Origin of the sequence: Neobacillus citreus (genome assembly GCF_018343545.2) — a bacterium.
In the GTDB taxonomy this organism is placed as follows: Bacteria; Bacillota; Bacilli; order Bacillales; family Cytobacillaceae; genus Neobacillus; species Neobacillus citreus.
Map to the genome: position 1 here is coordinate 1 of NZ_JAGYPE020000021.1, position 24,029 is coordinate 24,029.

A 24,029-nucleotide genomic window follows, 5' to 3' on the forward strand; every position below is an offset into this window, starting at 1 on the left:
AAAACGACCGTTATCAAGGGGATTGTCGAGCTTTATGGAGAGCTCCACGGCTGCTCCTTGGAAATAAAGGATTATCAAAAAAAGGACGAACCATTTCCGTTTCTGCTTGCGGCACCTACCGGGAGAGCAGCGAAACGGATGAGTGAATCTACTGGATTGCCTGCTGTCACCATACACCGTCTGCTCGGCTTTAACGGGACGGAAGGCTTTGATCGTGATGACGGGAGCCCGCTTGAAGGGAAAATTCTCATTGTTGATGAAACCTCGATGCTCGATATTTGGCTCGCGAATCAACTCTTCAAAGCGTTGCCGGAAAACATTCAAGTCATCATGGTTGGTGACGAAGACCAGCTGCCGTCTGTCGGCCCTGGTCAGGTTTTAAAGGATTTACTAAGATCGGAGCGAATCCCGACAGTACGGTTAACGGATATCTACCGCCAGGCGGAAGGCTCCTCTATTATTGAACTGGCGCATGAAATCAAAAAGGGACATTTGCCGGCTGACATAACCCAAAAACAAGCTGATCGTTCCTTTATCAGATGTACTACCGCACAAATTGCAGAAGTAATCGAAAAGGTCGCATTAAATGCGAAAAATAAGGGTTATACGGCAAAGGATATTCAGGTCCTAGCCCCAATGTACCGGGGTCCAGCCGGGATTGACCGATTAAATTTGCTCCTGCAGGAAATCTTTAACCCAAACCCGGATGGCAAAAGAAAAGAAATCCAATTTGGCGATGTTAAGTACCGGATTGGCGACAAAGTTCTTCAGCTAGTCAACCAGCCTGAGAATAATGTGTTTAATGGCGATATCGGGGAAATCATCTCCATCATCTATGCAAAGGAAAATACCGAAAAACAGGATATGATTTATATTTCCTTTGAAGGCAATGAAGTGGAGTATACAAAGCAGGATTTGACGCAAATTACCCATGCCTATTGTTGCTCGGTCCATAAATCACAGGGAAGTGAATTTCCGATTGTCATTCTTCCTGTAACTAGAAGTTATTACAGAATGCTGCAAAGGAATTTAATTTATACGGCGATAACAAGAAGTAAACAATCCTTGATATTATGCGGAGAGGTCGATGCACTGCAAATGGGGGTTGCGCGGGCGGATGAAATGTCAAGACTGACCACACTTTGTGAAAAACTTCAGGAAACCATTGCCATTGGCGATATAACAGCCGAGCCTCAAAAGGACCAAGAACAGAGCAAATTGTCTCTTGAGGAAGAATTAATGGCCGTCAATCCGATGATTGGGATGGAAAATATAACGCCATATGATTTCATGGAGAAAACTGGCAGCTAAATGAAAAAGGACCCCGGATGGGTCCTTTTTTCATTCATTTACTTGATAGTTCCTGTATTTTTCGAGACACAAGCGGGTAAAAATTATTGATGGCGTCGGTAGTCGAGTTACCCCCGAAAAAACCTGTTCCCGGGCAGGTTTTTACATTGTAATCCGGACCTCTGTCTAGAACTCGCTCACCCGTTTTTACATTCCACCAATGATGATAGGTAATACTGTCAATGGAGGGAGTCAGTCCGAATCTTAAGGAAAGTGCAGCCGTGATGTAAACAATCGTTTCTTTTTGCTCAGCTGTCATCACATCATGGCCGATATCGAAGTTTCCGACATTTTCAATCATGATTCCGGTTGTGTTAGCGATCGGGCCAATCGAGCCTTCCGGGGCAACGTCAAACGGTCTGGACACTGCAACCTTTCCATCAGGAAACGTTGTTAAGTTTTGCGCGATATTCTTCCAGCCTCTTTGCTTCACATGGAAATTTTCCATGCTCTCGAGCATTTTAAAATGATTATTCCCATAAAACTGCTTGTAGGACGGAAGCCAGGTATGATGCTGCTGGATGAGGTTTATATTTCTGGTAAATTTATTTTGAAATAACCAATCCTTAAATTCCTCTCTAGTCATCAAAATATATTGTCCATGTGTAGCCGCCCCAAGTGCACGGGAAGGGAAAATAGTAATCATCATGATAAAAATTAAACTAAAAAAGATTAGATTTTTTTTCATTTCTTCGACCTCTGCTTTAACCTCTTTTCTACATTGTTTGTTAAACAACCTTTCTTATTCCAAACAGCTCTTTATGGAAAACGTTTCACCTTATGAATTGATGAAAGATAACGGAAACTAAGATTGTTCGAAGGAGGTGGGATACTCTTTGCGAACATTTTCCTTATTGAAGGGGCAGCCGGTTTTTGAAACGAAAAGAGGAACGAAAATCGGCGAGGTTTGCGATCTTTGCATTTCAAAAAACGGAACCGTCAAAGGCCTATTGATTAAAAAAGGCGTTTTCTTCAAACAATCCTGTTTCTTGGACATTCAGAAGGTTTCTTCCTTTGGCTGGGATGGGGTCATGATTGAGGATGCTGGCAGCTTAGAAAAGCTGAAAGAAACTCCTGAGTTTACATTGAACCATCAGCATTCACTTGAAGGGATGATGATGCTTTCCAATAGCGGCCAGTCGCTCGGATTGTTAAAAGATGTATACTTTCAGGAAGAAGTGGGAACAATCGTAGGGTACGAAATCACGGATGGCTTCTTTTCAGATATCACTGATGGGAAACAGGTAATTCAGTCCGAGAAACCCTTAACGGTTGGAAAAGATGCCATTATCGTTGACGTTAATCAAACGTGAGGTGTCTTTTCCATGCTTAAGTGTCCCAATTGTGCGAGCAAGGATATCGGAAAAATCGGTATCAATCAATACTATTGCTGGAACTGTTTTATTGAATTGTCTGTTGCTAAAGGAATTATCAATACCCATCAAGTCGAGGAAGACGGAACCTTAAGTTCATTAGACGATTTGTTTGAAGAAGAATTACGTCGTTACACACTCTAAATCCAAATAAGAGGTGAAACGTATGAACAAAATGATGACGACCATGGTTGCTTTTGGTGCCGGGATGGCTGCTTATAATTTGGCGCAAAGAAATAATTTGATGTCAGGCCGGCAAATGAAAAGAATGCAGAGAAAAGTAAAACGAGCGATATTTTAAATGCTTAGGTCCCCCTCACATGAAGAGGGGGATTTTTAATGAATATTTATTTACCGAGTCTCCAAAAATAACCACTAAAGGAGGGCACGGGCGTTGGATATTCGTATGAAATGGTATTACCGAATCGGTTTTTCTCTCCTTTTATTAATTGTCATTTACGTATTTCTTAAAATACGTTTTGTCTGGTTGCCGGTTGTAAAAGTGGCCATCATTATTGCACTTCCGTTTGTCATTTCTGGATTTATCACCTATTTGCTGCATCCGATAGTTGAAAAATTGCATGAAAAAGGACTTCATCGTGGCATTGCCATTCTGCTCATTTATGTCATATTTTTTGGTGGACTTGGGTTTACCCTTTATAAGGGGATTCCAGCAGTCATAGATCAAATAAAAGACCTTTCGGAAAGTGCCCCTGTTTACGCTGAGCAGTATCGAGATTGGATTCGTACTCTCCAATCCCATACAAGAGAATGGCCTGACGGACTGCAAACGAGAATCAATGACGGCATTGATGCCTTTGAGAAAAGACTTGATTCTCTTTTATCTATTATTGTTGGCTATTTAGGTCAATTGTTAAATTCAGCAGCACTTTTGCTGATTATCCCTTTTATCACCTTCTATATGCTGAAGGATTTTGCCCTAATTAAACGAAGTGTTTGGTATATGACACCTAAAAAATGGCGGAAAAGAGGAACCCTGTTTCTAAAGGATGTTGACGATTCACTTGGCAGATACATTAGGGGCCAGCTGCTTGTTTGTGTCATTATCGGAACAGTCTCGTCTCTTCTTTTCTGGGTGTTTGATTTAAAGTATCCCTTATTGTTAGGAATGATTGTAGGAGCGACAAATGTCATCCCCTATTTTGGCCCCATCATCGGTGCTGTTCCAGCGGTAATTGTGGCAGCAACGATCTCGGTGAAATTGGTTATTATCACGCTGATTATTGTATTTGGATTGCAGTTTCTCGAAGGTAATATCCTATCGCCCTATATTGTGGGTAAAAGCCTTCATATGCATCCCTTAGTCATCATGGCGGCACTGACAGCAGGCGGTGAGATTGGCGGGATCTTAGGGTTGATTTTAGCGGTTCCGGTGGTAGCGATTCTGAAGGTTGGCATCATTCATGCAAAAAATCACTTTATCGCTGCCCGAAGTAATGAAACATCTCCATAGGTATTTGACAAACTAAGTCAGTACTAGCTATAATTCGTCATAGATAATATTGATTAAAATGAAGAAGGAACAAGTATGTTATAGACCATCTGTAACGCATCATGCGCTGAAGAGAGGGGCCCCCTTGGCTGAAAGGGGTTCTGGATGAAGGATAACAGAACGCTAATCCGGAGTGCAGCTAACCACTGCCGTAAGACCTGCGTTAAAGGCTTTTGAGAGATGGGTGCAGTTTTTGTATCCATAATCAGGGTGGTACCGCGAGATATGCTCTCGTCCCTGTTTTGGGATGAGGGCTTTTTTGTGTGCTTTTTTAAAATAAAGGAGGTATAAAATATGAAAAATTTAACTGGATCGCAAATTCGCTCGATGTTTTTACAATTTTTTAATGAGGAAAAAGGTCACCATGTTGAGCCAAGCGCATCTCTAGTTCCCCATGATGATCCGTCATTGTTGTGGATTAACAGCGGTGTCGCAACCTTAAAAAAATATTTTGATGGCCGTGTCGTGCCTGAAAATCCAAGAATCACAAATGCTCAAAAATCGATTCGGACTAATGATATTGAAAACGTCGGCAAAACTGCCCGTCACCATACTTTCTTTGAAATGCTTGGGAACTTCTCTATCGGTGAGTATTTCAAGGAGGAAGCCATTGAGTGGGCTTGGGAGTTTTTAACGGACGAAAAATGGATTGGTTTTGAAAAAGAACTTCTTTCTGTGACGATTCATCCTGAAGATCATGAAGCCTATGAAATTTGGCATAACAAGATCGGCATTCCAGAGGAGCGGATTATCCGTCTTGAAGGGAACTTCTGGGATATCGGCGAAGGCCCAAGTGGTCCAAATACGGAAATTTTCTATGACCGCGGACCTGAGTATGGAAATGACATTAACGATCCAGAATTGTATCCTGGCGGGGAAAACGAACGCTACTTAGAGGTTTGGAACCTTGTGTTCTCTCAATTTAACCATAATCCTGACGGTACATATACACCGCTGCCAAAGAAAAACATTGATACCGGTATGGGACTAGAGCGGATGGCATCAGTCGTGCAAAATGTTCCGACTAACTTTGACACAGACCTGTTTATGCCGATTATTCGGGCGACTGAAGAAATCTCCGGCGTAAAATATGGTGTCGAGAAGGGTCAGGATGAAGCTTTCAAAGTGATTGCTGATCATATCCGAACCGTAGCCTTTGCGATTGGTGACGGAGCGCTGCCATCAAATGAAGGCCGCGGCTATGTGCTAAGACGCTTGCTCCGCCGTGCTGTCCGGTACGCTAAGCAAATCAACATCAATCGTCCATTTATGTATGAGCTTGTTTCGGTTGTAGGTGAAATCATGCATGATTTCTATCCGGAAGTAAAGGATAAGGCTGAATTTATTCAGAAAGTCATCAAAACGGAAGAAGAACGCTTCCATGAAACCCTTCATGAAGGCTTAGCGATTTTAGCAAGCGTTATTAAGAAGGAAAAGGAAAAAGGCAGCGACATCATCTCTGGTGAAGATGTTTTCCGTCTTTATGATACGTATGGTTTCCCAGTTGAATTGACTGAAGAATATGCCGAAGAAGAAGGCATGAAGGTTGACCACGATGGCTTTGAGGCAGAAATGGAAGTCCAGCGGGAACGTGCCCGTGCGGCCCGTCACGATGAAAATTCGATGCAGGTTCAAGGCGGCGTATTAAGAGATATTACCGTTGAAAGTAAGTTTGTTGGGTATAATGAACAGACCACAAACTCCACAGTTTTAGCAATTATTAAAAATGGCGAACTGGTGGATGAGGCTTCAAGCGGTGAAGAAGTTCAGCTTATTCTTGATGTTACTCCGTTCTATGCGGAAAGCGGTGGACAGATTGCTGACCGCGGTGTCATTCAAGGCGATGGGACAATAGTTTCAGTTAAAGACGTTCAAAAAGCGCCAAACGGCCAGAACCTTCATAAAGTTACAGTGCAAAGCGGAACAATAAAGACAAACCAGCAGTTAACTGCCCAGGTGGATCCGGAAAACCGTGTGAAAATCATTAAGAACCATACAGCTACCCACTTATTGCATCGTGCGTTAAAGGATGTATTAGGGGAGCATGTGAATCAGGCAGGGTCACTTGTCGAACCGGATCGTCTACGCTTTGACTTCTCGCATTTTGGTCAAATTAAACCAGAAGAACTGGAGCAAATCGAAAAGATTGTCAACGAAAAAATCTGGAGCAGCATCGAAGTGGATATTAGCCAGAAGCCAATTGCTGAAGCAAAAGCAATGGGAGCAATGGCCCTGTTCGGTGAAAAATACGGCGACATCGTTCGCGTCGTCAAGGTTGGCGACTACAGTCTGGAGCTGTGCGGTGGCTGCCACGTTCCAAACACATCTGTTATCGGCGTGTTTAAAATCGTCTCTGAGGGTGGAATTGGTGCCGGCACAAGGCGCATTGAGGCTGTTACCGGCGAATCAGCTTACAAAGCTTTAAATGAGCAGGTTGGCATGTTAAAGGATGCTGCGGAGAAATTGAAGGTTATTCCAAAAGAAGTGGGGCATCGAATTGATGGTTTACTGGCTGAAATCAAACACCTTCAAAGAGAAAATGAATCGCTCTCTGCTAAGCTTGGCAATATTGAGGCAGGAAATCTGGTCAACAAAGCAAAAGAAATCAATGGAGTTACTGTCTTAGCCGCAAAAGTTCAAGCGCAGGATATGAACAACTTGCGAAACATGGCTGACGATTTGAAACAAAAGCTCGGTTCTGCAGTGATTGTATTGGGAAGCGCCCAAGATGGCAAGGTGAATTTAATTGCAGCCGTTACAAAGGATTTAATTGAACAAGGTTACCATGCCGGCAAGTTAATTAAAGAAGTGTCTGCCAAGTGCGGCGGCGGCGGCGGCGGCCGCCCGGATATGGCTCAGGCAGGCGGCAAGGACCCTGAAAAACTGGATTCAGCGCTATCCTTTGTCGAAGAATGGGTAAAATCTGTTTTGTAATAAGGACAAAGTAGTGTAAAATGTAGGTAACAATTCCAATTCGAGGTGCACGTTCATGAGCTCATTTGATAAAACAATGAGATTTAATTTTCCTGAAGAGCCTTTTGAACATGATGTCAATGATGTTCTTTTTCAAGTGTATGAGGCATTAAAGGAAAAAGGGTATAACCCTATTAATCAAATTGTCGGTTACCTATTATCTGGAGACCCAGCCTACATTCCGCGTCATCGCGATGCCCGCAATATCATCCGTAAGCTGGAACGGGATGAAATCATTGAAGAACTGGTAAAATCGTATTTAAAACAGCAGCGAGAGGGTTAATCAATGCGTTTAATGGGTTTAGATGTAGGTTCAAAGACAGTTGGAATCGCCTTAAGTGATGAACTTGGGTGGACAGCGCAAGGCCTGAAAACACTCAAAATTGATGAAGAAAAAAAACAGTTCGGTTTTGAGGAAATTGGCCAATTAATCAACGAAAATCAAATTAATACTGTAGTAGTAGGCTTGCCAAAGAATATGAACGGTACAATCGGACCGCGAGGAGAGGCAAGTCAGTATTATGCGGAAGAACTGGAACGCCGGTTTGCCGTTCAAACCGTTTTATGGGACGAGCGGCTGACCACTATGGCAGCAGAACGAATCCTGCTTGAAGCAGATGTCAGCAGGAAAAAGCGGAAGAAAGTCATAGATAAAATGGCGGCCGCCATGATTCTTCAAGGCTATTTGGATAGTAAAAAATAATGAGGTGAAAAAATGGCGCACGAACACCATTATGATGATGAACAATATATTACCCTGATCAATGAAAACGGTGACGAGGAGTTATTTGAAATTCTGTTTACCTTTGAATCTGATGAATTCGAAAAGTCATACGTTTTATGTTATCCGGTTGGTGAGGCAGAGGATGATGAGGAAGTCGTTGTCCACGCCTATTCCTACATCCCTACTGAAGAAGGCGAAATTGGAGAATTATCACCTGTCACAACCGATGAAGAATGGGACATCATTGAAGAAGTATACAATACCTTCATCCAAGATGAAGAAGAAGAGGAATAACACTCAGGAGGAATCAGCTGACAAAGCTGGTTCCTTTATTTTTTTATCGTCAAATTTCCGTCGACAAATTAAATGTAAAATTGACATTTTTCCTACCTTATGCTGAAATTATTACGACATGGTTCAAGTTTATTAAAGAATAAATAAAGCACCCGAGCTAACAGGGAGGGGGGAAATTAGATGACAGAAGACAAGAAACATGTAATTCAGCAAAAAATGCTCGAACATCAGAGTGAAGCACGAATCGTCAGAAGAATTGTGTTAATTATTACGATTATATTGGCGGTCACCATCGTCCTCATTGGCGGCGGGGGATACCTCTATATACAATCAGCACTTAAACCCGTAGATTCTAGCAGCAAAGTGCAGAAAAATGTGGAAATTCCGATTGGCTCCTCAGTAACTGGGATAGGTGAAAGGCTTGAGCAAAACGGGATCATTAAGGATGCCAAGGTATTCAAATATTATGTAAAGCTCAAAAATGAAGGCGGCTTTATGGCGGGGGACTATCAATTAAGTCCTTCCATGGATGTTCCTGAAATTGTCAGCCGCTTGAAAACAGGCAAGGTCCTTGCCAAAGCATCGTTTAAAATTGCAATACCAGAAGGAAAACAGCTGAAGGAAATTGCCGCCATTATGGCGAAGGCAACAAATCAGGATGAAGCCCAGGTACTTGCCAAATTGAATGATAAAGAATTTATAAAAACATTAATGGCAAAATACCCTGATATTCTAACGAATGAAATCTTGAACCCTTCAATCATGTACCCGCTAGAGGGGTATTTATATCCAGCCACCTATCCATTCTTTAAACCGAATCCATCTGTTGAGGAAATGGTTACAGCCATGCTTGATAAAACGAGAGAAGTTCTAGCTGACTACACAGATGAGGCGAAAGATAAAAAGCTGTCCGTTCATCAGCTCCTTACAATGGCATCCTTGGTCGAGGAAGAGGCCACGGAGAAAGCTGACCGAAAAAAGATTTCCAGCGTCTTTTATAATCGGATGGAAAAGGGGATGCCGCTGCAGACGGATCCAACCGTTCTATATGCCCAAGGTAAGCATAAGGAAAGAGTGGTCTATAAGGATTTGGAAGTCAATTCTCCTTACAATACGTATAAAAATCCCGGACTTCCACCAGGCCCTATTGCTAATGCAGGAAAATCTTCCATCGAAGCTGCGTTAGAACCGGAACAAACGGATTATTATTATTTCCTGGCAACCGCGGACGGCACGGTTATTTTCACTAAAACGCTAGAAGAACACAATCAGGAAAAAGCCAAGCATATTTCCAGTAAAAAATAGTACGTCACCCGAGGGAATTATTCGCATTCCCTCTTTTTTTATGGTAGAATACTAAAGTGTTTCATAAGGTATCTATAGCGTCACTCACAGGTTATTTTGGCGGTTTACTGCCAGTGTCAATGGTCCGAATGAATATCGCTCGGTTCGTTGTTTTTCTGTGAACGCTATTTTTTATGTCTAAAGAGCTATATTTTGGCAACAATGCAGTTTAAAAGGATTGAGGTGAAGCAGCTTGTTAAATGAAAAGCTGCATTCTTATATAGAAGGTCTAATTCCGGAGCGTCATTCTTTGTTAATGGAAATGGAGAGTTATGCCAACGAGCATCATGTTCCAATCATGGAGCTGGCCGGAATGGAAGCGATGATTCAAATGCTAAGAATCCATGGTGCCAAAAATATCCTTGAAGTGGGCACCGCCATTGGCTACTCTGCATTGAGAATGGCTTTTGCACTTCCGGATTCGAATATTATCACGATTGAGCGGGATGAAGAACGCATTCAATTAGCAAAAGAATTTATTGCTAGGTCCGATTACCATGAAAATATATTTCTCATCGAAGGAGATGCGCTGGATGTTGAAGAGCGTGTAAGAGGCCATGCTCCCTACGATGCTATTTTTATTGATGCGGCTAAGGGGCAATATCAAAAATTCTTTGAAATTTACTCAAAATATTTAAAAGCAGACGGTTTGATTATTACGGATAATGTCTTGTTTAAAGGACTTGTTGCAGAATCGGAAATAGAATCTAAAAGGACGCGGAACCTTGTCAAAAAAATAGACGAATTTAACCGCTGGTTAATGAATCATAAGGATTTTGATACGGTTATTCTCCCAGTCGGTGATGGGGTCGCAATCAGTAAACGAAGAGGTGAATGAAAATGAAAAAGACAGAACTATTGGTAACTCCCATTTCTGTTGATGACATTTTGCCATTGGCAGAGGCAGGGGCTGATGCCTTTGTTGTTGGGGAGCAGCGGTACGGCTTGAGACTTGCAGGGGAATTTACTCGAAGTGACGTGCAAAAAGCTATTGAACTGGCTCACTCAAAAGGAAAAAAAGTATATGTGGCTATGAATGCCATTTTTCATAATGATAAACTTCCAGAGCTGAACGATTATATTCGCTTTGTATCTGATGCAAAGGCTGATGCTATTATATTTGGCGATCCGGCTGTATTAATGGCTGCAAAAGAAACAGCTCCGGAAATGAAGCTGCATTGGAGCACCGAGACAACTGGTACCAACTGGTATACCTGTAACTATTGGGGCAGAAAAGGAGCGAAAAGAGCAGTCCTTGCCCGCGAAATTAACATGGATTCAATCGTGGAAATAAAGGAACAAGCAGAGGTTGAAATTGAAGTTCTCGTTCATGGAATGAGCTGCATGTTTCAATCGAAGCGTTCGCTCTTAGGCAACTATTTTGAGTACCAAGGCAAAGTCATGGAAATCGAAAACCGCAAACAGCAAAAGAATATGTTCCTCCACGATAATGAACGCGAGAACAAATACCCGATTTTTGAAGATGAAAATGGAACTCATATTATGAGCCCAAATGATATCTGCATTATCGATGAGCTGCAGGATATGCTTGAGGCCGGAGTTGATTCGTTTAAAATTGATGGAATCTTAAAGAGTCCGGAATATATTTTAGCTGTTACAAAATTATACCGCGAAGCCATTGACCTTTATTTTGAAGACTCGGACAATTATGAGGACAAAAAGGACGAGCTGTTAGAGGCGATTGAACAAATCCAGCCGGCTAACCGCCCATTAGATACAGGATTCTATTTTAAAGAGACAGTTTACTAATTCAGAAAGGGAGGAGTTCAAATCATGAGTACTGTAAAAGATAAGATTTCAGAGATTATTGATGGAAAACGCGTCATTGTCAAAAAGCCGGAACTCCTAGCTCCTGCAGGCAATCTTGAAAAATTAAAAATTGCTGTTCATTATGGTGCTGATGCCGTATTTATCGGCGGACAGGAATACGGACTGCGCTCCAATGCCGACAATTTCTCTCAAGAAGAAATCAAAGAAGGCGTAGAGTTTGCGAAAAAGTACGGGGCTAAAATTTATGTAACCACTAATATTTATGCTCATAATGAAAATATTCCCGGTCTGGAAGAATATATTCTAGGACTAAAAGACGCGGGAATTGCGGGAATTATCGTGGCAGACCCGCTGATTATTGAAACCTGCCGCAGGCTTGCACCTGAAATTGAAGTTCATTTAAGCACACAGCAATCTCTTTCTAACTGGAAAGCCATTCAATTCTGGCAGGAAGAGGGGCTTGAGCGTGTCGTGTTGGCCCGGGAAACAAGTGCGGAAGAAATCCGTGAAATGAAGGAGAAGGTGGATATTGAAATTGAGACCTTCATCCATGGAGCGATGTGTATCGCTTATTCCGGCCGTTGTACTCTCTCTAATCACATGACAGCCCGCGATTCTAACCGCGGCGGCTGCTGTCAATCATGCCGCTGGGATTATGACTTGTATCAGTTAGAGGGCATGGATGAAAATGCCTTATTTGTTGAGGGTGATTCTCCATTCGCGATGAGTCCGAAGGATTTAAACCTTATTCAGTCCATTCCGAAAATGATTGAGCTGGGCATCGACAGCTTGAAAATTGAAGGACGGATGAAGTCCATTCACTATATTGCCACTGTCGTAAGTGTCTACCGAAAAGTGATTGATGCGTACTGTGCGGATCCTGATAATTTTGTGATTAAGAAGGAATGGCTTGAAGAGCTTGATAAATGTGCCAACCGTGAAACGGCTACGGCCTTTTTCGAGGGTGTTCCCGGGTATAAAGAGCAAATGTTTGGTAATCATAGCAAAAAGACTAGTTTTGAATTTGTCGGTCTTGTCTTGGATTATGACAATGAAACGCAAATGGTTACCCTGCAGCAGCGTAATCACTTCAAACCTGGTGATGAAGTTGAATTCTTTGGACCAGAAATTGAGAACTTTACCCATGTAATCGATAAGGTTTGGGATGAAAAAGGAAATGAATTGGATGCGGCAAGACATCCGCTTCAAATTGTACGATTTAAAATGGACAAACCGGTTTATCTTAACAACATGATGCGAAAGGAGAACTAGCATGATGCATAGGCCGGTTGTGATCGGTGTTGCCGGAGGGTCAGGCTCCGGTAAAACGAGTGTGTCAAAAGCGATATATGAAAGCTTTAAGGGTCACTCGATTTTAATGCTTGAACAGGATTATTATTATAAAGACCAAAGCCATCTGCCGTTTGAGGAGCGGTTAAAAACGAATTATGATCATCCGCTTGCCTTTGATACGGATTTACTTATCGAGCATATCGAACAGCTCTTGAGGTATGAGCCGATTGAAAAGCCGGTATATGATTATTCCATTCATACACGCTCTGACCAGGTGATTGATGTAGAGCCGAAGGATGTTATCATCTTAGAGGGAATTTTGGTTCTTGAGGACGAGCGGCTCCGTGATTTAATGGATATTAAATTATTCGTCGATACCGATGCGGATATTCGTATTATCCGCCGCCTCCAGCGCGATATTCAGGAACGCGGGCGTACACTTGATTCGGTTATAGACCAATATGTCAATGTTGTCCGCCCGATGCATAACCAATTTATTGAGCCGACCAAGCGCTATGCAGATATCATTATTCCTGAGGGCGGGCATAATCATGTGGCGATTGATTTAATGGTCACAAAAATTCAAACAATTCTTGAACAAAAGTCATTTTTATGAAACAATAGCAAGTGATAATCCTAAAAATGTCCACAAAATGGATGAATATTAGCTGCGCGCCCTATAATAGGACGCGCTGCTATCAATTTTTTGCCAATTGGCATAATGCTTACATATCATACATACACAATCTATGGGGTTGTGAGACCAGAAGGAGTGAGGGTTTTGGCTGCAGAAAAAGTTTTTCCAATGACTCAGGCAGGAAAAGAAAAATTAGAACAGGAACTTGAATATTTAAAAACGGTTAAGCGTAAAGAGGTAGTAGAAAGAATTAAAATCGCCAGAAGTTTTGGGGATTTATCTGAAAACTCCGAGTACGATTCTGCTAAAGAAGAGCAAGCTTTTGTTGAAGGCAGAATCACTACGTTAGAAAATATGATCCGCAATGCCAAGATTATCAGTGAAGGTGAATTGGCAGGGGATACTGTGTCTCTAGGCAGCTCAGTAACATTTGTTGAGCTTCCGGACGGCGATGAAGAAACCTATACGATTGTCGGTAGTGCAGAGGCAGATCCGTTCGAAGGGAAAATTTCCAACGACTCTCCAATTGCCAGGAGCTTAATGGGCAAAAAGGTAGGGGACCAAGTATCTGTCCAAACCCCTGGCGGCGAGATGAGTGTCCGCATTGTTAGTATAAAATAAGGAAAAATCAGCCTGAATAGTTTGAAAACGCTAAACCTCGTCAAAACTTTTGACGAGGTGTTTTTTATGTGGAGAAGAAGAGCAAAAGGCTGGCTTATAATTTGTATCGTTTGCTTTATGCTTTTAATGGGGCGTCTTATGCAAATTCAATTGTTTGAGACGGAAACCTTTTCCAAGCATAATGTGAATTTGCTTGAAGACAGCGTCCAGCAGAGGACACAGGAACTGGTGATTGATAATGGGAGGGGGAACTTTCTGGACCGAAACGGCACCATGCTGACACATAAAAAAGTCAGTGTACTTGTCTTATTCCCATTCCTAAAAAAGTTGGACTGGGATATTAAAAAGGTGTCCGACATCTCAGGCATATCGGAATTTGCTCTGAAAAATGCGGTGGATTCAGCGCAAAAGCCATTTGCCTATGGTGACCCGGCCCCAATTGAATTGACACCTTCACAGATGGAAAGAATCAATGCGTTAAACATACCTGGCGTATTTGCGATAGAGAAGAAATTTGAACGGGCCAATGTGCCGGCAGAACAATTGCTTGGACTGACAGGAGAAAATGCAGCCGAATTGCAAAAGCGCTATCCTAATAAAGAGCTGTCCGAGAAAACCTTAATAGGTGTTTCTGGGCTTGAGGAAAGCTTTGATGAATTCCTGCTTCCTGAAGGGAAATCGAAGCTTGTCTACCACGTAGACGGGGGAGGGGCGCCTTTATTTGGCATAAACGTAAAATATGTTGACCCGGCTAATCCATTTTATCCTGTCAATGTTCGGACAACCATTGATAAAACAATTCAGCAAAAAGCCGAGGAGCTGGTTGATAAGTATCAAATTAAAAAAGGTGGACTGGTTCTGCTGAACATCGAGGATAACAGTGTACTGGCTATGGTTTCAAGGCCTGACGTCAATAAGAAGGATCCTTACAGCGGGACAGGCATTACTAATAGAATGCTGAAGCAGCAAATCATGGGTTCTGTTTTTAAAACAGTTGTTGCGGCGGCCGCAATTGACCATAATCTTGATGATCCAAACAGACTGTTTGACTGCAGTAAAAAAATCAATGGCAAACCGGAATTAAAATATGATTACGGCATGTTAAATTTTACGGATAGTTTTGCCAGAAGCTGTAATCGCACCTTTGGTGAACTGGCGAAGGAGCTGCAAAAGATCGACCCAAATCTTTTGGAAGTGTATGCAGAGAAATTGTCTTTAACGGGTTCTGTCGGTTGGCAGGGAGACGTTTATCATACAAGTGATTTCAAACAGTTTGATAATGAAGACAAGGGCAGGGTCTTTCTGTCCGATGAGGCTAGAAAGGATCCGAACTTTGCCGCAATGTCTGGAATTGGCCAGAATGAGGTCAGGGCAACTCCACTGGCTGTTGCCAATATGATGGCGAGCATCGCTAGGGGCGGCAAGAAAGAATCGGTCCGCGCCGTTTCAAAAATAGAGTATAAAAACGGAACTACGATGGTTAATTTCCCTGAACAGCCGCTTAAAGGCGATTCCATTTCCCCATATACGGCGATGAAACTACAAAAATTACTGAGAGAGGTCGTATTGAACCAAAATGGGACGGGCCGCTGGTTTAAGGAACTCCCATATGAGGTGGCGGGAAAATCCGGTACAGCTGAAACTGGTAAATATGAGGATGGCAAGCAGCTGCATAATAAGTGGTTTGCAGGCTATTTTCCCTATCAGAATCCAAAATATGCACTAGTAACCGTTAATTTGGATGTGACAGAAAATGAAGGAGGGGTAAATTTATTATTTGCCGATATGGTGAAAAGGCTATCCGAGCAGGAATAATGGGTTTAATTCACTTCTAAATCGAGGAAATTCCTTCAAGTTGTTTTGAAATCATGTTAAAATATTCACAGCCTAGCTTTTTAGGAGGGATGATTTTTGAATAATGATTTCAAGCAAAATTCACGGTCTACTTACCGTGCCAAAAGAAAAAAAACGAATATTGTCTTAAATAGTTTAATTATCATTGTCCTGGCCTTAATAATTTTGGTAGCTTATAATATTTTTGCATCTGGAAGTGACGAGAAAGCTGTGACTAAACAGGAAACGCCGAAACAAGAACAAAAACAGGCGGCACCTAAAGAGAAAAAAGCTGAAGAGACCAAGAAAAAGGAAAAGCCTTCAGAAGATAAAGCAGCCAAAGAGGAAGATGAAAAACAAAGCGAGGAAGCCACAGCACCAGAAAATGCTGATGATTCACAGGCTGTTATTACTGATGGAGGGACTTCGCCTAATGTGGTAAAAACCATTGAAAATCCAGCTTGGAAGCCAGTAGGTACAACGCAAACAGGAGAACATACAGCTGTCTACGATCAATCTTCAGTTGATTGGCAGGAAATGCTAAAGGCCGTCTCCTATGCAACTGGGCTGGATTCTGGCAATATGACTGTTTACTGGCTCGGCCGGGATAAAACCACTGCTAATGCATCCTTTGCTACAGTTGCATCCAAGGATAAACAGCAGAAATATAATGTATATATCAAGTGGGTTGATGGCCAAGGCTGGATGCCGACAAGGGTCGAAGAATTAGCGGAAATCCAGCAATAGTGAGCAGGATGGGCCATAACCGGTTCCATCCTATTTCTTTTTAAAATGGACCACTGCCGAAAAGTAGGTTTGTCCTTTTTCATTCACATGGACTTGATGGGAAACGGAGTGGACCCCCAGCAGGATTCCTTTGTTGACCTCGATTTGGTTCGCGATTTTCTTTTCCAGCGTTTTTAAATCTCCGGCTTCAAAAAACTCCACTTTATCTTCAATAAAATCAAGTTGAAAATTCATCTATACAACCTCCTTCCATGCATAATTCTAATGAAATATTTATTCTAAATCAATGATTTGATAGAAAGCTGTCAGCAAAAAAGGTACAATGATGTTTGCGGATACGATGTAACAATTTGAAGAAAAATAATAAAACAATCGTTTAAGCGAAAAATAAAGCAAAAGCTTTTAGGAGAGAGGTTTATACATATGAAAATTGCTATCATTGGTGCAATGGAAGAGGAAGTAACCTTACTAAGAGACCATATTGAAGGACAAACAAAAGAAGAAGTAGCTGGCTGTGAATTTACCTTTGGGAAAATGCACGGCAAGGATGTCATCCTGTTACGTTCAGGCATTGGTAAGGTAAATGCCGCCATGTCTACAACCATTCTATTGGATAAATATAAGCCAGATTGCATCATCAACACTGGTTCTGCTGGCGGTTTAAATCCAGACCTGAATGTGGGAGATGCAGTCATTTCAACAGAAGTGCGCCACCACGACGTTGATGTAACGGCTTTTGATTATGAATATGGCCAAGTACCCCAGCTGCCGGCAGCTTTCTTGGCTGATGAAAAGTTAATGTCGATTGCCGAAGCAGCAGCAGGGGAGTTGGAAAATTTCCAGATTGTCAGAGGTTTAATTGCAACAGGCGATTCCTTTATGGAGGACCCTAAAAAAGTGGAATTTATCCGCGGGAAATTTAAAAATCTACAGGCAGTGGAAATGGAAGCAGCAGCGATTGCGCAGGTCGCCTTTCGGTTTGGTGTTCCATTTGTAATTATTCGTTCCCTTTCGGATATTGCCGGAAAAGAGTCAGAAATTTCCTTTGATCAGTTTATCGATAAAGCAGCCACAAATTCGGCAACCTTAGTTATGAAAATGGTTAAGGCTTTATAGCCTTTTAAGAAAAAGCTCCTCATAGGATCGAGAGGATCCGCACTTATCGGTTGGGGATCAGGTTAAGCACCCGAACTGAAAAATAGACGGAAAAATTTCGCTTATTTAGTGATTGTTATTAAAAAAGGCTTAAATAGACGGAAAATTTTCGGTTATTGACTCGATAAATTCAAAAATGGGGGATTTTTCTTTGCATAACCGGAAATTCTTCCCTTATTTACCCCAAAACGAGCTCATTTCTGTATTTAACCGGAAAACCTTCGCTTATTTTACTTTTGCTGATTACTCGATTAAGGACAAGGCATCATATTTAATGAGGAGTGAGTTTTTCCAAGAGAACGGTGAAGTAAGTGAGGTTTTATATAAATAAGGTTTTGGTTTTACTAATAAAGAAACTCGCCAATTCCTATGGCGAGTTTTACTTTTTTAAATACCAATAACGATTCCAATACCACTGTCATTTCGGCCCTTATTTTTAGAGAAGCACCTCAAAAAAGGAACCCTTTAATTCACAGCAGAGGCGCTTATTTCTTCGAGTAATAATCCTGTCCATCCTCTATCTCTAGCAATTTCATTTCGCATTGCTTGGAAAAAGTAAAGAATAGTATCGATGCGGCCAAGAAGGACATAGAGGATAGAATGCATATATTTAAATCCATATCCGTTTTTGTATCGGACGGAATAATGACGCCAATAAAGAAAAAGATCCCCACAGCCAATAAAACAGTTCCGTACCGCTTAAAATCAACCACCTTCTCATAAAGACTCCGCGTTTTCTGCTTCACAGCTGATTCACCCCTTCTTTTAAAAATCTACTAAACCACTTTACCATACAGATTTCCGATAAACAGTTAGTAAATTCTTGAAAAGATGCCTAACACTTAATATCCTGGGGTATTTGACTATTTTTGAAATAAATTTCTAAAAAGTGGTTTACAAACCACTTGTATGTGGATATAATTACCGTAGCAAGTAAAAAATTCCAAAAAGGAGGTCGAAGGTAATGTTATTAGCGATTAATGTAACGAGTTGTGTTCCAAATGCAATGGCTGAAACTGAATATTTGAATATCATGCATTCGACCAGATTGGAATGGATTGCTTAGTGTGTTAATTTGCATCTACATATCCATGCCGCAGGGAGAATGACGCCTTGCGGTATTTTTGTGCCCATTTTTCGGGGAAAGGCCGCAAGGAACTATCTTCTTGCGGCCTTTTTGTGCCCTTTTCACTAGCACTTTGGATATGTTCTGCATAATCTGAAAATGTTGTTGGACTAACAGAAATAACTTTATAAGGAGGTGATCAAACATGACACTGAATATTTTATTCTTCACCATCACAATTCGAAAAAGAAAAGTAACATTGCAGGAAGCCGCTCAGCAGGAAATGGTTGAAAAGCTTTACGAACAAAATAGGGATCGCCAGATTTCTATGCATAATTTCATGTAATCAAGAATTTGGCTGCAGAAAGGAAGGTGAATGAGAATGACTTTAAATCTATTCTTTGTAACTGTTACATTCAAAAAAAGAGAAATTAGTCTAGAAGAGGCTGTCCAGCAGGAGATGGTTGAACGGTTATATGAGCAGAACAAGGACCGTCAGATTTCTATGCACCAGCTAATGTAAGGGAAATTTAAAGGGTTTAAACTAAAGGAAGTGATAATCATGACCCTGAATATATTGTTTTTAACGATTACGATTTCAAAAAGAAAAGAAAGCCTTGATGAAGCTCTTAATCAAGAAAGGATTAACAAGCTTTACGAAGAAAACAAAGACCGGCAAATATCAATGTACCGTGTTATGTAAGTGGAACAAAATTTAAATAATGAAAGGTGGTTTTTATAATGATTTATTTAATGCAGGGAAGAGGAGCTTATTTCTGGGTTTTGAAAGATACCACTTAGCCAAGGGAATTTCGGATAGGGAGGTAGTCGGTATGCCGCTGCATATTTTGCTTTTGTCGCTTATTTTTAAGTCTAATAAAAAGGAATCATAATTTCATTTTGAGGATTGAAGTTTGTTAACATAATGTTCACATTTCCCAAAGTTAGATACTGTGAAAATATGATAAATTGAAGGTAAGAAAGCAGTATCCATTAAGGGGTGGGGAAGATGTTCATGGTAGCATTGGCCTTTGTTATTACAGGTGCAATTGGCTGTGTAATCTCTGCTGAGATCAGTGTTGTTGAATAACAAAGAAGCATCGGCCAATTGGCCGATGCTTTTATTATGCTAATTATTTTCCTTCAGTCAGCTCCAAGAATTCATCGATGTCATCCAAACAGATACCTACAGCTTTTTCCCAGAAATCCTTTTCTGTCAGGTTTACCTGAAGATGTTTCGCTGCAAGGTCTTCAACTGTCATGGATGCTGTATCACGCAGCAAGGAAATGTATTTTTCTTCGTAGCCTTTCCCTTCCGCTAGTGCCTGTGCGTAGATCCCCAATGAGAAAAGATACCCAAATGTATAAGGGAAGTTATAGAACGGAACACCTGTAATAAAGAAATGCAGCTTTGATGCCCAGAATAATGGATGATACTCCTCAAGGGCGTCACAGTACGCTTCCCTTTGTGCTTCTAACATTACCTCATTTAACCGTTCAACAGAAATAGGTCCCTGCTTTCTTTCTTCGTAAAAACGGGTTTCAAACAGGAAGCGGGCATGGATATTCATCAACAGGGCAACGGTTCTTTGAATCTTATCATCAAGGAGAACCAGCTTTTCATCCTCATTTTTCGCACTCTTAACAGAAGCGTCGGCCACAATCATCTCAGCAAACGTGGAGGCAGTTTCGGCCACGTTCATCGCATATAAGCGGTTGATATGCGGGACGCCTCTCATTGCGTACGTATGGAAGCCGTGTCCGAGCTCATGGGCTAATGTGGAGACATTTGACGGCGTACCCGAGTATGTCATGAAAATGCGGGATTGTTCGCTCTCTGGCAGATAGGTACAGAATCCGCCTGGTGCTTTGCCTGGCCGGTCTGCTGCTTCAATCCACTGCTCCTCAAACGCCATTTTGGCAAATGCTGAAAGCTTTTCGCCGAATTTTGCAAAGTTTTCTTCAATAAATTGGGCGCCTTCCTGATAAGAAAGTTTGGATTCTGTTGTGCCGTATGGGGCATCAAGGTCATACCAGCTTAACTTTTCAAGGCCAAGGAGCTGTGCCTTCCGCTCTAAATATTTCACGAGTTTTTCCTTGTTTTCTGTGATGACCGCCCACATGGTGTCAAGCGTCTCTTTTTTCATTCGGTTGATGCTAAGGGGTTCTTTAAACACCTCATCCCAGCCCCGTTTTTTGTATACATTTAAACGGAATCCGGAGAGATGATTTAAGGTTTTTGCCAAGAAGTCTGCCTGATCGCCCCATGCCTTCTCCCAGTTTTCAAAAACAGCTTGTCGGATTTCTCTGTCTGGGTTGGAGAATTTATTGAAAGCCTGACCGACAGATAGCTGTTTTTCCTCACCATTTTCGTCGGTATATTGAACTTTGATTTTGCTGACGATTAAGTCATATAATTGCCCCCAGCTGTGATAGCCGTCGACACCAAGAGCGTTAATGAGTGCTTCCTCTTCTTTTGAAAGCTTCTCTTTAGCCCGATCACGCCATTCCGATAAAATAAAGCCAAGTTCCTTTAAAGAAGCTAAAGATATAATGTTATCCCATACTTTATCGTCTATTGTTGTCAGCAGATTGTGAAAAGCTCCAAGCGCTGTTTGGAAGGCTGCACTTAATTCGGTAACCTGTGCATCAAGTGCGTACGCCTTTTTATCCTCGGTATTTTGTGCCAGCAGGCATCCGATAAATGCACCTGCCTGACGGAGTTTTTTTCCAGTTTTCTCAAAGTCATGAAGCACCTCCTGCAGGAATGCACTGTCCTGGGCAGAGTTGCTTGGTGTCCAGTTATTTACTTTTGTATGGAAAAGGTTAATCAATTCTTCGGTTTGCTTCAGGTGATTCTGCAATTCCGGGGAATCGCTTCCTCCTTTAAAAAACACATCAAGATTCCAAATATCCGAATATGTAACCGCTGCCATAATGGGACCTCCTTTTTTATATGTACGTTCTTAATTATATTGTTATTTTTCAAAAAATTCCATCAAAATGGCAAGACGATAATAGAAAAAGCTTATGCCAAAACGCATAAGCTACAAAAAGTTTAATAATAAAAACAGCTAAACCACCACCAGGCGAAGAAGATTAACAGCAGTATAAAAAGGATAATCACAACTGCAAACCAAATCCAGCCGCGCCGTGCGCAAGGGGCTGAATATGCAGCATAGGGAGCCCCGAAGCCTGCGGGGGCGTATGGGTAACCAAAAGCCATCTAACACACCCCCTTTTCCTGTTTTTAATAGTCTATGTGGTTGTATGCCTTCATGAGTAGGCACCTGCTGAATGAATGTCTATAAACTGATTATTTGACAATGATACTAAGGCTGAGTTATAAGTGATAAGAATTAATATTCTCGCTTGGAGGAATAGAAGTGAAGGGTCATAAGTTAATTTACTTTACGATTTTAATCGTGTTTATTTTGGCTGCTGCTGGCTGCACAAATAATACGAAGGAATCTAAAAAGACTGAACAGGATCAAAAAACCGCTGTACTGCCGAAGTTTGATGTTACAGCAGCAAAATCGATAAAGGTTAACCGGATCTATGGGATTGGTTATCCTGGTAATGACAACGCTCTCTATGTAGCAGCGGGTAATGGTCTAAAGATATATAAGGAACCAAATTGGTTCGAAACGACAACGAACCGTCATCAATATATGGGGTTTCAGGCCGTGGAAGATGGCTTTATCTCAAGTGGACATCCGCAAAAAGGGACAGGTTTAAAAAATCCGCTTGGGCTTGTTAAAAGCGATAATAAAGGGGAGACCTTAAAAAAACTGGCCTTTTATGGAAAAGGTAACTATGTTTTCATGGCCTCAAGCTATTCAGGTAAAGGTCTTTATGTGATCAGTGATCAAGAGACGGACCAATTAAATACTGGTGTGAATTATTCTAAAGATAACGGGCAGACTTGGCAGCCTAGTAAATTCAAAGATTTCCAAGCAGATTCGCTTGGAATGATGGCTGTCCACCCGGTCAATGGAGACATTATGGCCATGTCTACACGGTCAGGCATTTATTATTCCACTGATAATGGAAACACGATGAAGCTTGTGACGGAGCCATTTATGGTTACTGCTCTTACTTTTGCTGGAGATTCTCTTTTATTTTGTAGTGTTGAAAACGACAAAATACTTTTAAAAACTTTAGATCCTGCAACGGCCGAGCAAACGAATATTGCCATTCCATTCTTGGACTACGATAATCCGATTACCTATTTGGCAGTAAATCCAAAGAATCCAAATCAGATGGCCTTCACTACCTACAAAAATGACCTTTATGAAAGCCCAGATGGCGGGAAAACGTGGAATAATTTATTTTTAAAAGGGGAAAAAGAGCAGGAGTAGCCTGCTCTTTTTTACGGTCTAGGAAATTATAGATTAAGCATAGTGGATAATTTGTTACTAGGATAGACACGTCCAGCTCCAGCGCCCTAGCGGCTAGTGTCCTTCGCTCTCCGCCCTACGATAAGTCAACATCGAATCGCTTACGCTCTTCGTGTTTCCTTTATCTCAGTTGGAGAGCTCCAGGCCATACGCCGCTGAACAGGGCGCTTGCGCTTTTGTTCTTATGAGTTTTTTTTCTTTTTTTCCTTCTCGGCCCGGTAAAATTCATGGAACATTTTCATCAGAGCCCGCTTTTCAATCCTAGATACATAGCTTCTTGAGATGCCAAGCTCTTTGGCAATTTCGCGCTGGGTTTTTTCTTTTTGCAGATCAAGGCCAAAGCGGCCGATAATCACTTCTTTTTCCCGGCTGTCTAAAACCTCGATATATTTCTTGATTTTTTCAAGTTCCATATTCAGCTGGATCGTATCAATAACATCTTCCGATTCTGATTTCAAGACATCGATTAAGGAAATTTCATTCCCTTCTTTATCCTGGCCAATCGGGTCGTGCAGGGAAACATCTTTTTTTGTCTTCTTTAAAGCTCTTAAATGCATAAGAATTTCGTTTTCAATACAACGGGCGGCATACGTGGCCAGCTTTGTTCCTTTACCCTCTGAATAACTCTCGATGGCTTTGATTAACCCAATCGTTCCAATCGAGATTAAATCCTCAGAATCCTCACCGGTATTTTCAAATTTTTTTACGATATGGGCAACCAGCCGCAAATTGTGTTCAATCAACATATTTCGCGCATGGGAATCCCCTTCGGCCATCAAGCGCAGGTACTTTCTTTCATCTGCAGCGGATAGGGGTTGAGGAAAGGCGTTGTTCTTTACGTAAGATACAAGAAATAAAAATTCCTTAACCAAATAGCCAAGAGCCGTTAAGATTCCAGACATTCACTTCCACCCC

Annotated in this window: 29 protein-coding genes; 23 read left to right on the top strand and 6 right to left on the bottom strand. The window is 41.6% G+C overall.

Annotated elements, in window-relative coordinates; genetic code table 11:
* The coding region (gene recD2 / locus KHB02_RS13025; protein ID WP_241113844.1) for an SF1B family DNA helicase RecD2 at nt 1-1,311 on the top strand (1,311 nt) is incomplete at its 5' end.
* Between the two features lie 34 nt (nt 1,312-1,345).
* Here recD2 and KHB02_RS13030 read toward each other — a convergent pair.
* Entirely contained in the window at nt 1,346-2,038 is a 693-nt protein-coding gene (locus KHB02_RS13030) for an N-acetylmuramoyl-L-alanine amidase (RefSeq protein WP_213144762.1), read from the bottom strand.
* 148 nt (nt 2,039-2,186) lie between these two features.
* Between KHB02_RS13030 and KHB02_RS13035 the strand changes: the two genes are divergently transcribed.
* The 16 genes from KHB02_RS13035 to KHB02_RS13110 all read left to right on the top strand — a co-directional run bounded on the left by KHB02_RS13035 (nt 2,187) and on the right by KHB02_RS13110 (nt 16,493).
* Nucleotides 2,187-2,663: a PRC-barrel domain-containing protein gene (locus tag KHB02_RS13035; RefSeq protein ID WP_213144763.1), complete on the top strand. Its 477-nt coding sequence runs from the start codon at nt 2,187-2,189 to the stop codon at nt 2,661-2,663.
* Nucleotides 2,664-2,675: 12 nt separating this feature from the next.
* Nucleotides 2,676-2,867 (top strand): hypothetical protein, encoded by a 192-nt coding sequence (locus KHB02_RS13040; protein WP_213144764.1) that lies wholly within the window; start codon nt 2,676-2,678, stop codon nt 2,865-2,867.
* Nucleotides 2,868-2,889: 22 nt separating this feature from the next.
* Nucleotides 2,890-3,024, top strand: coding sequence for a YrzQ family protein (locus KHB02_RS13045; RefSeq protein ID WP_213144765.1), 135 nt, complete (start codon nt 2,890-2,892; stop codon nt 3,022-3,024).
* Between the two features lie 93 nt (nt 3,025-3,117).
* A complete protein-coding gene (locus KHB02_RS13050) occupies nt 3,118-4,197 on the top strand; it encodes an AI-2E family transporter (RefSeq protein WP_213144766.1) in 1,080 nt (359 codons plus the stop codon).
* A gap of 333 nt (nt 4,198-4,530) precedes the next feature.
* Entirely contained in the window at nt 4,531-7,170 is a 2,640-nt protein-coding gene (gene alaS / locus KHB02_RS13055; protein WP_213144767.1) for an alanine--tRNA ligase, read from the top strand.
* A 55-nt stretch (nt 7,171-7,225) separates the two neighbouring features.
* On the top strand, nt 7,226-7,492 hold the full coding sequence (locus KHB02_RS13060; RefSeq protein WP_066311816.1) for an IreB family regulatory phosphoprotein: 267 nt from the start codon (nt 7,226-7,228) through the stop codon (nt 7,490-7,492).
* A gap of 3 nt (nt 7,493-7,495) precedes the next feature.
* A complete protein-coding gene (gene ruvX / locus KHB02_RS13065; protein ID WP_213144768.1) occupies nt 7,496-7,912 on the top strand; it encodes a Holliday junction resolvase RuvX in 417 nt (138 codons plus the stop codon).
* Nucleotides 7,913-7,924: 12 nt separating this feature from the next.
* Nucleotides 7,925-8,227: a DUF1292 domain-containing protein gene (locus KHB02_RS13070; RefSeq protein ID WP_213120080.1), complete on the top strand. Its 303-nt coding sequence runs from the start codon at nt 7,925-7,927 to the stop codon at nt 8,225-8,227.
* Nucleotides 8,228-8,407: 180 nt separating this feature from the next.
* Nucleotides 8,408-9,532 carry an endolytic transglycosylase MltG gene (gene mltG / locus KHB02_RS13075; protein WP_213144769.1) on the top strand — a complete coding sequence of 375 codons (1,125 nt, stop codon included), beginning with the start codon at nt 8,408-8,410 and terminating at the stop codon, nt 9,530-9,532.
* Between the two features lie 232 nt (nt 9,533-9,764).
* Nucleotides 9,765-10,409, top strand: coding sequence for an O-methyltransferase (locus KHB02_RS13080; RefSeq protein WP_213144770.1), 645 nt, complete (start codon nt 9,765-9,767; stop codon nt 10,407-10,409).
* A 2-nt stretch (nt 10,410-10,411) separates the two neighbouring features.
* The gene (locus tag KHB02_RS13085) at nt 10,412-11,341 is read left to right on the top strand and encodes a peptidase U32 family protein (RefSeq protein WP_213144771.1); all 930 of its coding nucleotides are present in this window, start codon (nt 10,412-10,414) and stop codon (nt 11,339-11,341) included.
* A 24-nt stretch (nt 11,342-11,365) separates the two neighbouring features.
* The gene (locus tag KHB02_RS13090) at nt 11,366-12,634 is read left to right on the top strand and encodes a peptidase U32 family protein (RefSeq protein ID WP_213144772.1); all 1,269 of its coding nucleotides are present in this window, start codon (nt 11,366-11,368) and stop codon (nt 12,632-12,634) included.
* 1 nt (nt 12,635) lies between these two features.
* A complete protein-coding gene (gene udk, locus KHB02_RS13095; RefSeq protein ID WP_213144773.1) occupies nt 12,636-13,271 on the top strand; it encodes a uridine kinase in 636 nt (211 codons plus the stop codon).
* A gap of 165 nt (nt 13,272-13,436) precedes the next feature.
* The gene (gene greA, locus KHB02_RS13100; RefSeq protein WP_213144774.1) at nt 13,437-13,913 is read left to right on the top strand and encodes a transcription elongation factor GreA; all 477 of its coding nucleotides are present in this window, start codon (nt 13,437-13,439) and stop codon (nt 13,911-13,913) included.
* 66 nt (nt 13,914-13,979) lie between these two features.
* Nucleotides 13,980-15,728: a peptidoglycan D,D-transpeptidase FtsI family protein gene (locus tag KHB02_RS13105; protein ID WP_213144775.1), complete on the top strand. Its 1,749-nt coding sequence runs from the start codon at nt 13,980-13,982 to the stop codon at nt 15,726-15,728.
* Nucleotides 15,729-15,824: 96 nt separating this feature from the next.
* Nucleotides 15,825-16,493, top strand: coding sequence for a YrrS family protein (locus KHB02_RS13110; protein WP_213144776.1), 669 nt, complete (start codon nt 15,825-15,827; stop codon nt 16,491-16,493).
* A 30-nt stretch (nt 16,494-16,523) separates the two neighbouring features.
* Here the strand turns inward: KHB02_RS13110 and KHB02_RS13115 are convergent, their stop codons facing one another.
* A complete protein-coding gene (locus KHB02_RS13115; RefSeq protein WP_213120089.1) occupies nt 16,524-16,727 on the bottom strand; it encodes a YrzA family protein in 204 nt (67 codons plus the stop codon).
* 189 nt (nt 16,728-16,916) lie between these two features.
* Between KHB02_RS13115 and mtnN the strand changes: the two genes are divergently transcribed.
* Both mtnN and KHB02_RS13125 read left to right on the top strand, forming a co-directional pair.
* Nucleotides 16,917-17,609 carry a 5'-methylthioadenosine/S-adenosylhomocysteine nucleosidase gene (gene mtnN / locus KHB02_RS13120; RefSeq protein WP_213144777.1) on the top strand — a complete coding sequence of 231 codons (693 nt, stop codon included), beginning with the start codon at nt 16,917-16,919 and terminating at the stop codon, nt 17,607-17,609.
* 190 nt (nt 17,610-17,799) lie between these two features.
* A complete protein-coding gene (locus KHB02_RS13125; protein WP_241113845.1) occupies nt 17,800-17,979 on the top strand; it encodes a hypothetical protein in 180 nt (59 codons plus the stop codon).
* Between the two features lie 154 nt (nt 17,980-18,133).
* Here the strand turns inward: KHB02_RS13125 and KHB02_RS13130 are convergent, their stop codons facing one another.
* Entirely contained in the window at nt 18,134-18,394 is a 261-nt protein-coding gene (locus KHB02_RS13130; protein WP_213144778.1) for a YrhC family protein, read from the bottom strand.
* A 525-nt stretch (nt 18,395-18,919) separates the two neighbouring features.
* Between KHB02_RS13130 and KHB02_RS13135 the strand changes: the two genes are divergently transcribed.
* Genes KHB02_RS13135 through KHB02_RS13145 form a run of 3 tightly spaced genes read left to right on the top strand, consistent with a single transcriptional unit; the run spans nt 18,920 to nt 19,417 of the window.
* Nucleotides 18,920-19,060, top strand: a complete 141-nt coding sequence (locus KHB02_RS13135) for a YrzI family small protein (protein WP_213144779.1) — start codon at nt 18,920-18,922, stop codon at nt 19,058-19,060.
* A gap of 36 nt (nt 19,061-19,096) precedes the next feature.
* Nucleotides 19,097-19,237 (top strand): YrzI family small protein, encoded by a 141-nt coding sequence (locus KHB02_RS13140; protein ID WP_213144780.1) that lies wholly within the window; start codon nt 19,097-19,099, stop codon nt 19,235-19,237.
* A gap of 39 nt (nt 19,238-19,276) precedes the next feature.
* Nucleotides 19,277-19,417: a YrzI family small protein gene (locus tag KHB02_RS13145; protein WP_213144781.1), complete on the top strand. Its 141-nt coding sequence runs from the start codon at nt 19,277-19,279 to the stop codon at nt 19,415-19,417.
* Nucleotides 19,418-19,847: 430 nt separating this feature from the next.
* On the opposite strand, the gene KHB02_RS13150 is transcribed toward KHB02_RS13145, so the two are convergent.
* A complete protein-coding gene (locus KHB02_RS13150) occupies nt 19,848-21,650 on the bottom strand; it encodes a M3 family oligoendopeptidase (RefSeq protein WP_213144782.1) in 1,803 nt (600 codons plus the stop codon).
* Between the two features lie 122 nt (nt 21,651-21,772).
* A complete protein-coding gene (locus KHB02_RS13155; protein WP_213144783.1) occupies nt 21,773-21,940 on the bottom strand; it encodes a hypothetical protein in 168 nt (55 codons plus the stop codon).
* Between the two features lie 160 nt (nt 21,941-22,100).
* Between KHB02_RS13155 and KHB02_RS13160 the strand changes: the two genes are divergently transcribed.
* A complete protein-coding gene (locus tag KHB02_RS13160) occupies nt 22,101-23,075 on the top strand; it encodes a F510_1955 family glycosylhydrolase (RefSeq protein ID WP_213144784.1) in 975 nt (324 codons plus the stop codon).
* Between the two features lie 221 nt (nt 23,076-23,296).
* On the opposite strand, the gene sigK is transcribed toward KHB02_RS13160, so the two are convergent.
* On the bottom strand, nt 23,297-24,016 hold the full coding sequence (gene sigK, locus KHB02_RS13165; RefSeq protein WP_213144785.1) for an RNA polymerase sporulation sigma factor SigK: 720 nt from the start codon (nt 24,014-24,016) through the stop codon (nt 23,297-23,299).
* Between the last annotated feature and the right edge of the window lie 13 nt (nt 24,017-24,029).

Coding starts and splice junctions, on each gene's coding strand:
- KHB02_RS13030 (WP_213144762.1), bottom strand. CDS start 2,038: ATGAAAAAAAATCTAATCTTTTTTAGTTTAATTTTTATCATGATGATT.
- KHB02_RS13040 (WP_213144764.1), top strand. CDS start 2,676: ATGCTTAAGTGTCCCAATTGTGCGAGCAAGGATATCGGAAAAATCGGT.
- KHB02_RS13045 (WP_213144765.1), top strand. CDS start 2,890: ATGAACAAAATGATGACGACCATGGTTGCTTTTGGTGCCGGGATGGCT.
- alaS (WP_213144767.1), top strand. CDS start 4,531: ATGAAAAATTTAACTGGATCGCAAATTCGCTCGATGTTTTTACAATTT.
- KHB02_RS13060 (WP_066311816.1), top strand. CDS start 7,226: ATGAGCTCATTTGATAAAACAATGAGATTTAATTTTCCTGAAGAGCCT.
- ruvX (WP_213144768.1), top strand. CDS start 7,496: ATGCGTTTAATGGGTTTAGATGTAGGTTCAAAGACAGTTGGAATCGCC.
- KHB02_RS13070 (WP_213120080.1), top strand. CDS start 7,925: ATGGCGCACGAACACCATTATGATGATGAACAATATATTACCCTGATC.
- mltG (WP_213144769.1), top strand. CDS start 8,408: ATGACAGAAGACAAGAAACATGTAATTCAGCAAAAAATGCTCGAACAT.
- KHB02_RS13085 (WP_213144771.1), top strand. CDS start 10,412: ATGAAAAAGACAGAACTATTGGTAACTCCCATTTCTGTTGATGACATT.
- KHB02_RS13090 (WP_213144772.1), top strand. CDS start 11,366: ATGAGTACTGTAAAAGATAAGATTTCAGAGATTATTGATGGAAAACGC.
- udk (WP_213144773.1), top strand. CDS start 12,636: ATGATGCATAGGCCGGTTGTGATCGGTGTTGCCGGAGGGTCAGGCTCC.
- KHB02_RS13105 (WP_213144775.1), top strand. CDS start 13,980: ATGTGGAGAAGAAGAGCAAAAGGCTGGCTTATAATTTGTATCGTTTGC.
- KHB02_RS13115 (WP_213120089.1), bottom strand. CDS start 16,727: ATGAATTTTCAACTTGATTTTATTGAAGATAAAGTGGAGTTTTTTGAA.
- mtnN (WP_213144777.1), top strand. CDS start 16,917: ATGAAAATTGCTATCATTGGTGCAATGGAAGAGGAAGTAACCTTACTA.
- KHB02_RS13135 (WP_213144779.1), top strand. CDS start 18,920: ATGACACTGAATATTTTATTCTTCACCATCACAATTCGAAAAAGAAAA.
- KHB02_RS13140 (WP_213144780.1), top strand. CDS start 19,097: ATGACTTTAAATCTATTCTTTGTAACTGTTACATTCAAAAAAAGAGAA.
- KHB02_RS13145 (WP_213144781.1), top strand. CDS start 19,277: ATGACCCTGAATATATTGTTTTTAACGATTACGATTTCAAAAAGAAAA.
- KHB02_RS13150 (WP_213144782.1), bottom strand. CDS start 21,650: ATGGCAGCGGTTACATATTCGGATATTTGGAATCTTGATGTGTTTTTT.
- KHB02_RS13155 (WP_213144783.1), bottom strand. CDS start 21,940: ATGGCTTTTGGTTACCCATACGCCCCCGCAGGCTTCGGGGCTCCCTAT.
- sigK (WP_213144785.1), bottom strand. CDS start 24,016: ATGTCTGGAATCTTAACGGCTCTTGGCTATTTGGTTAAGGAATTTTTA.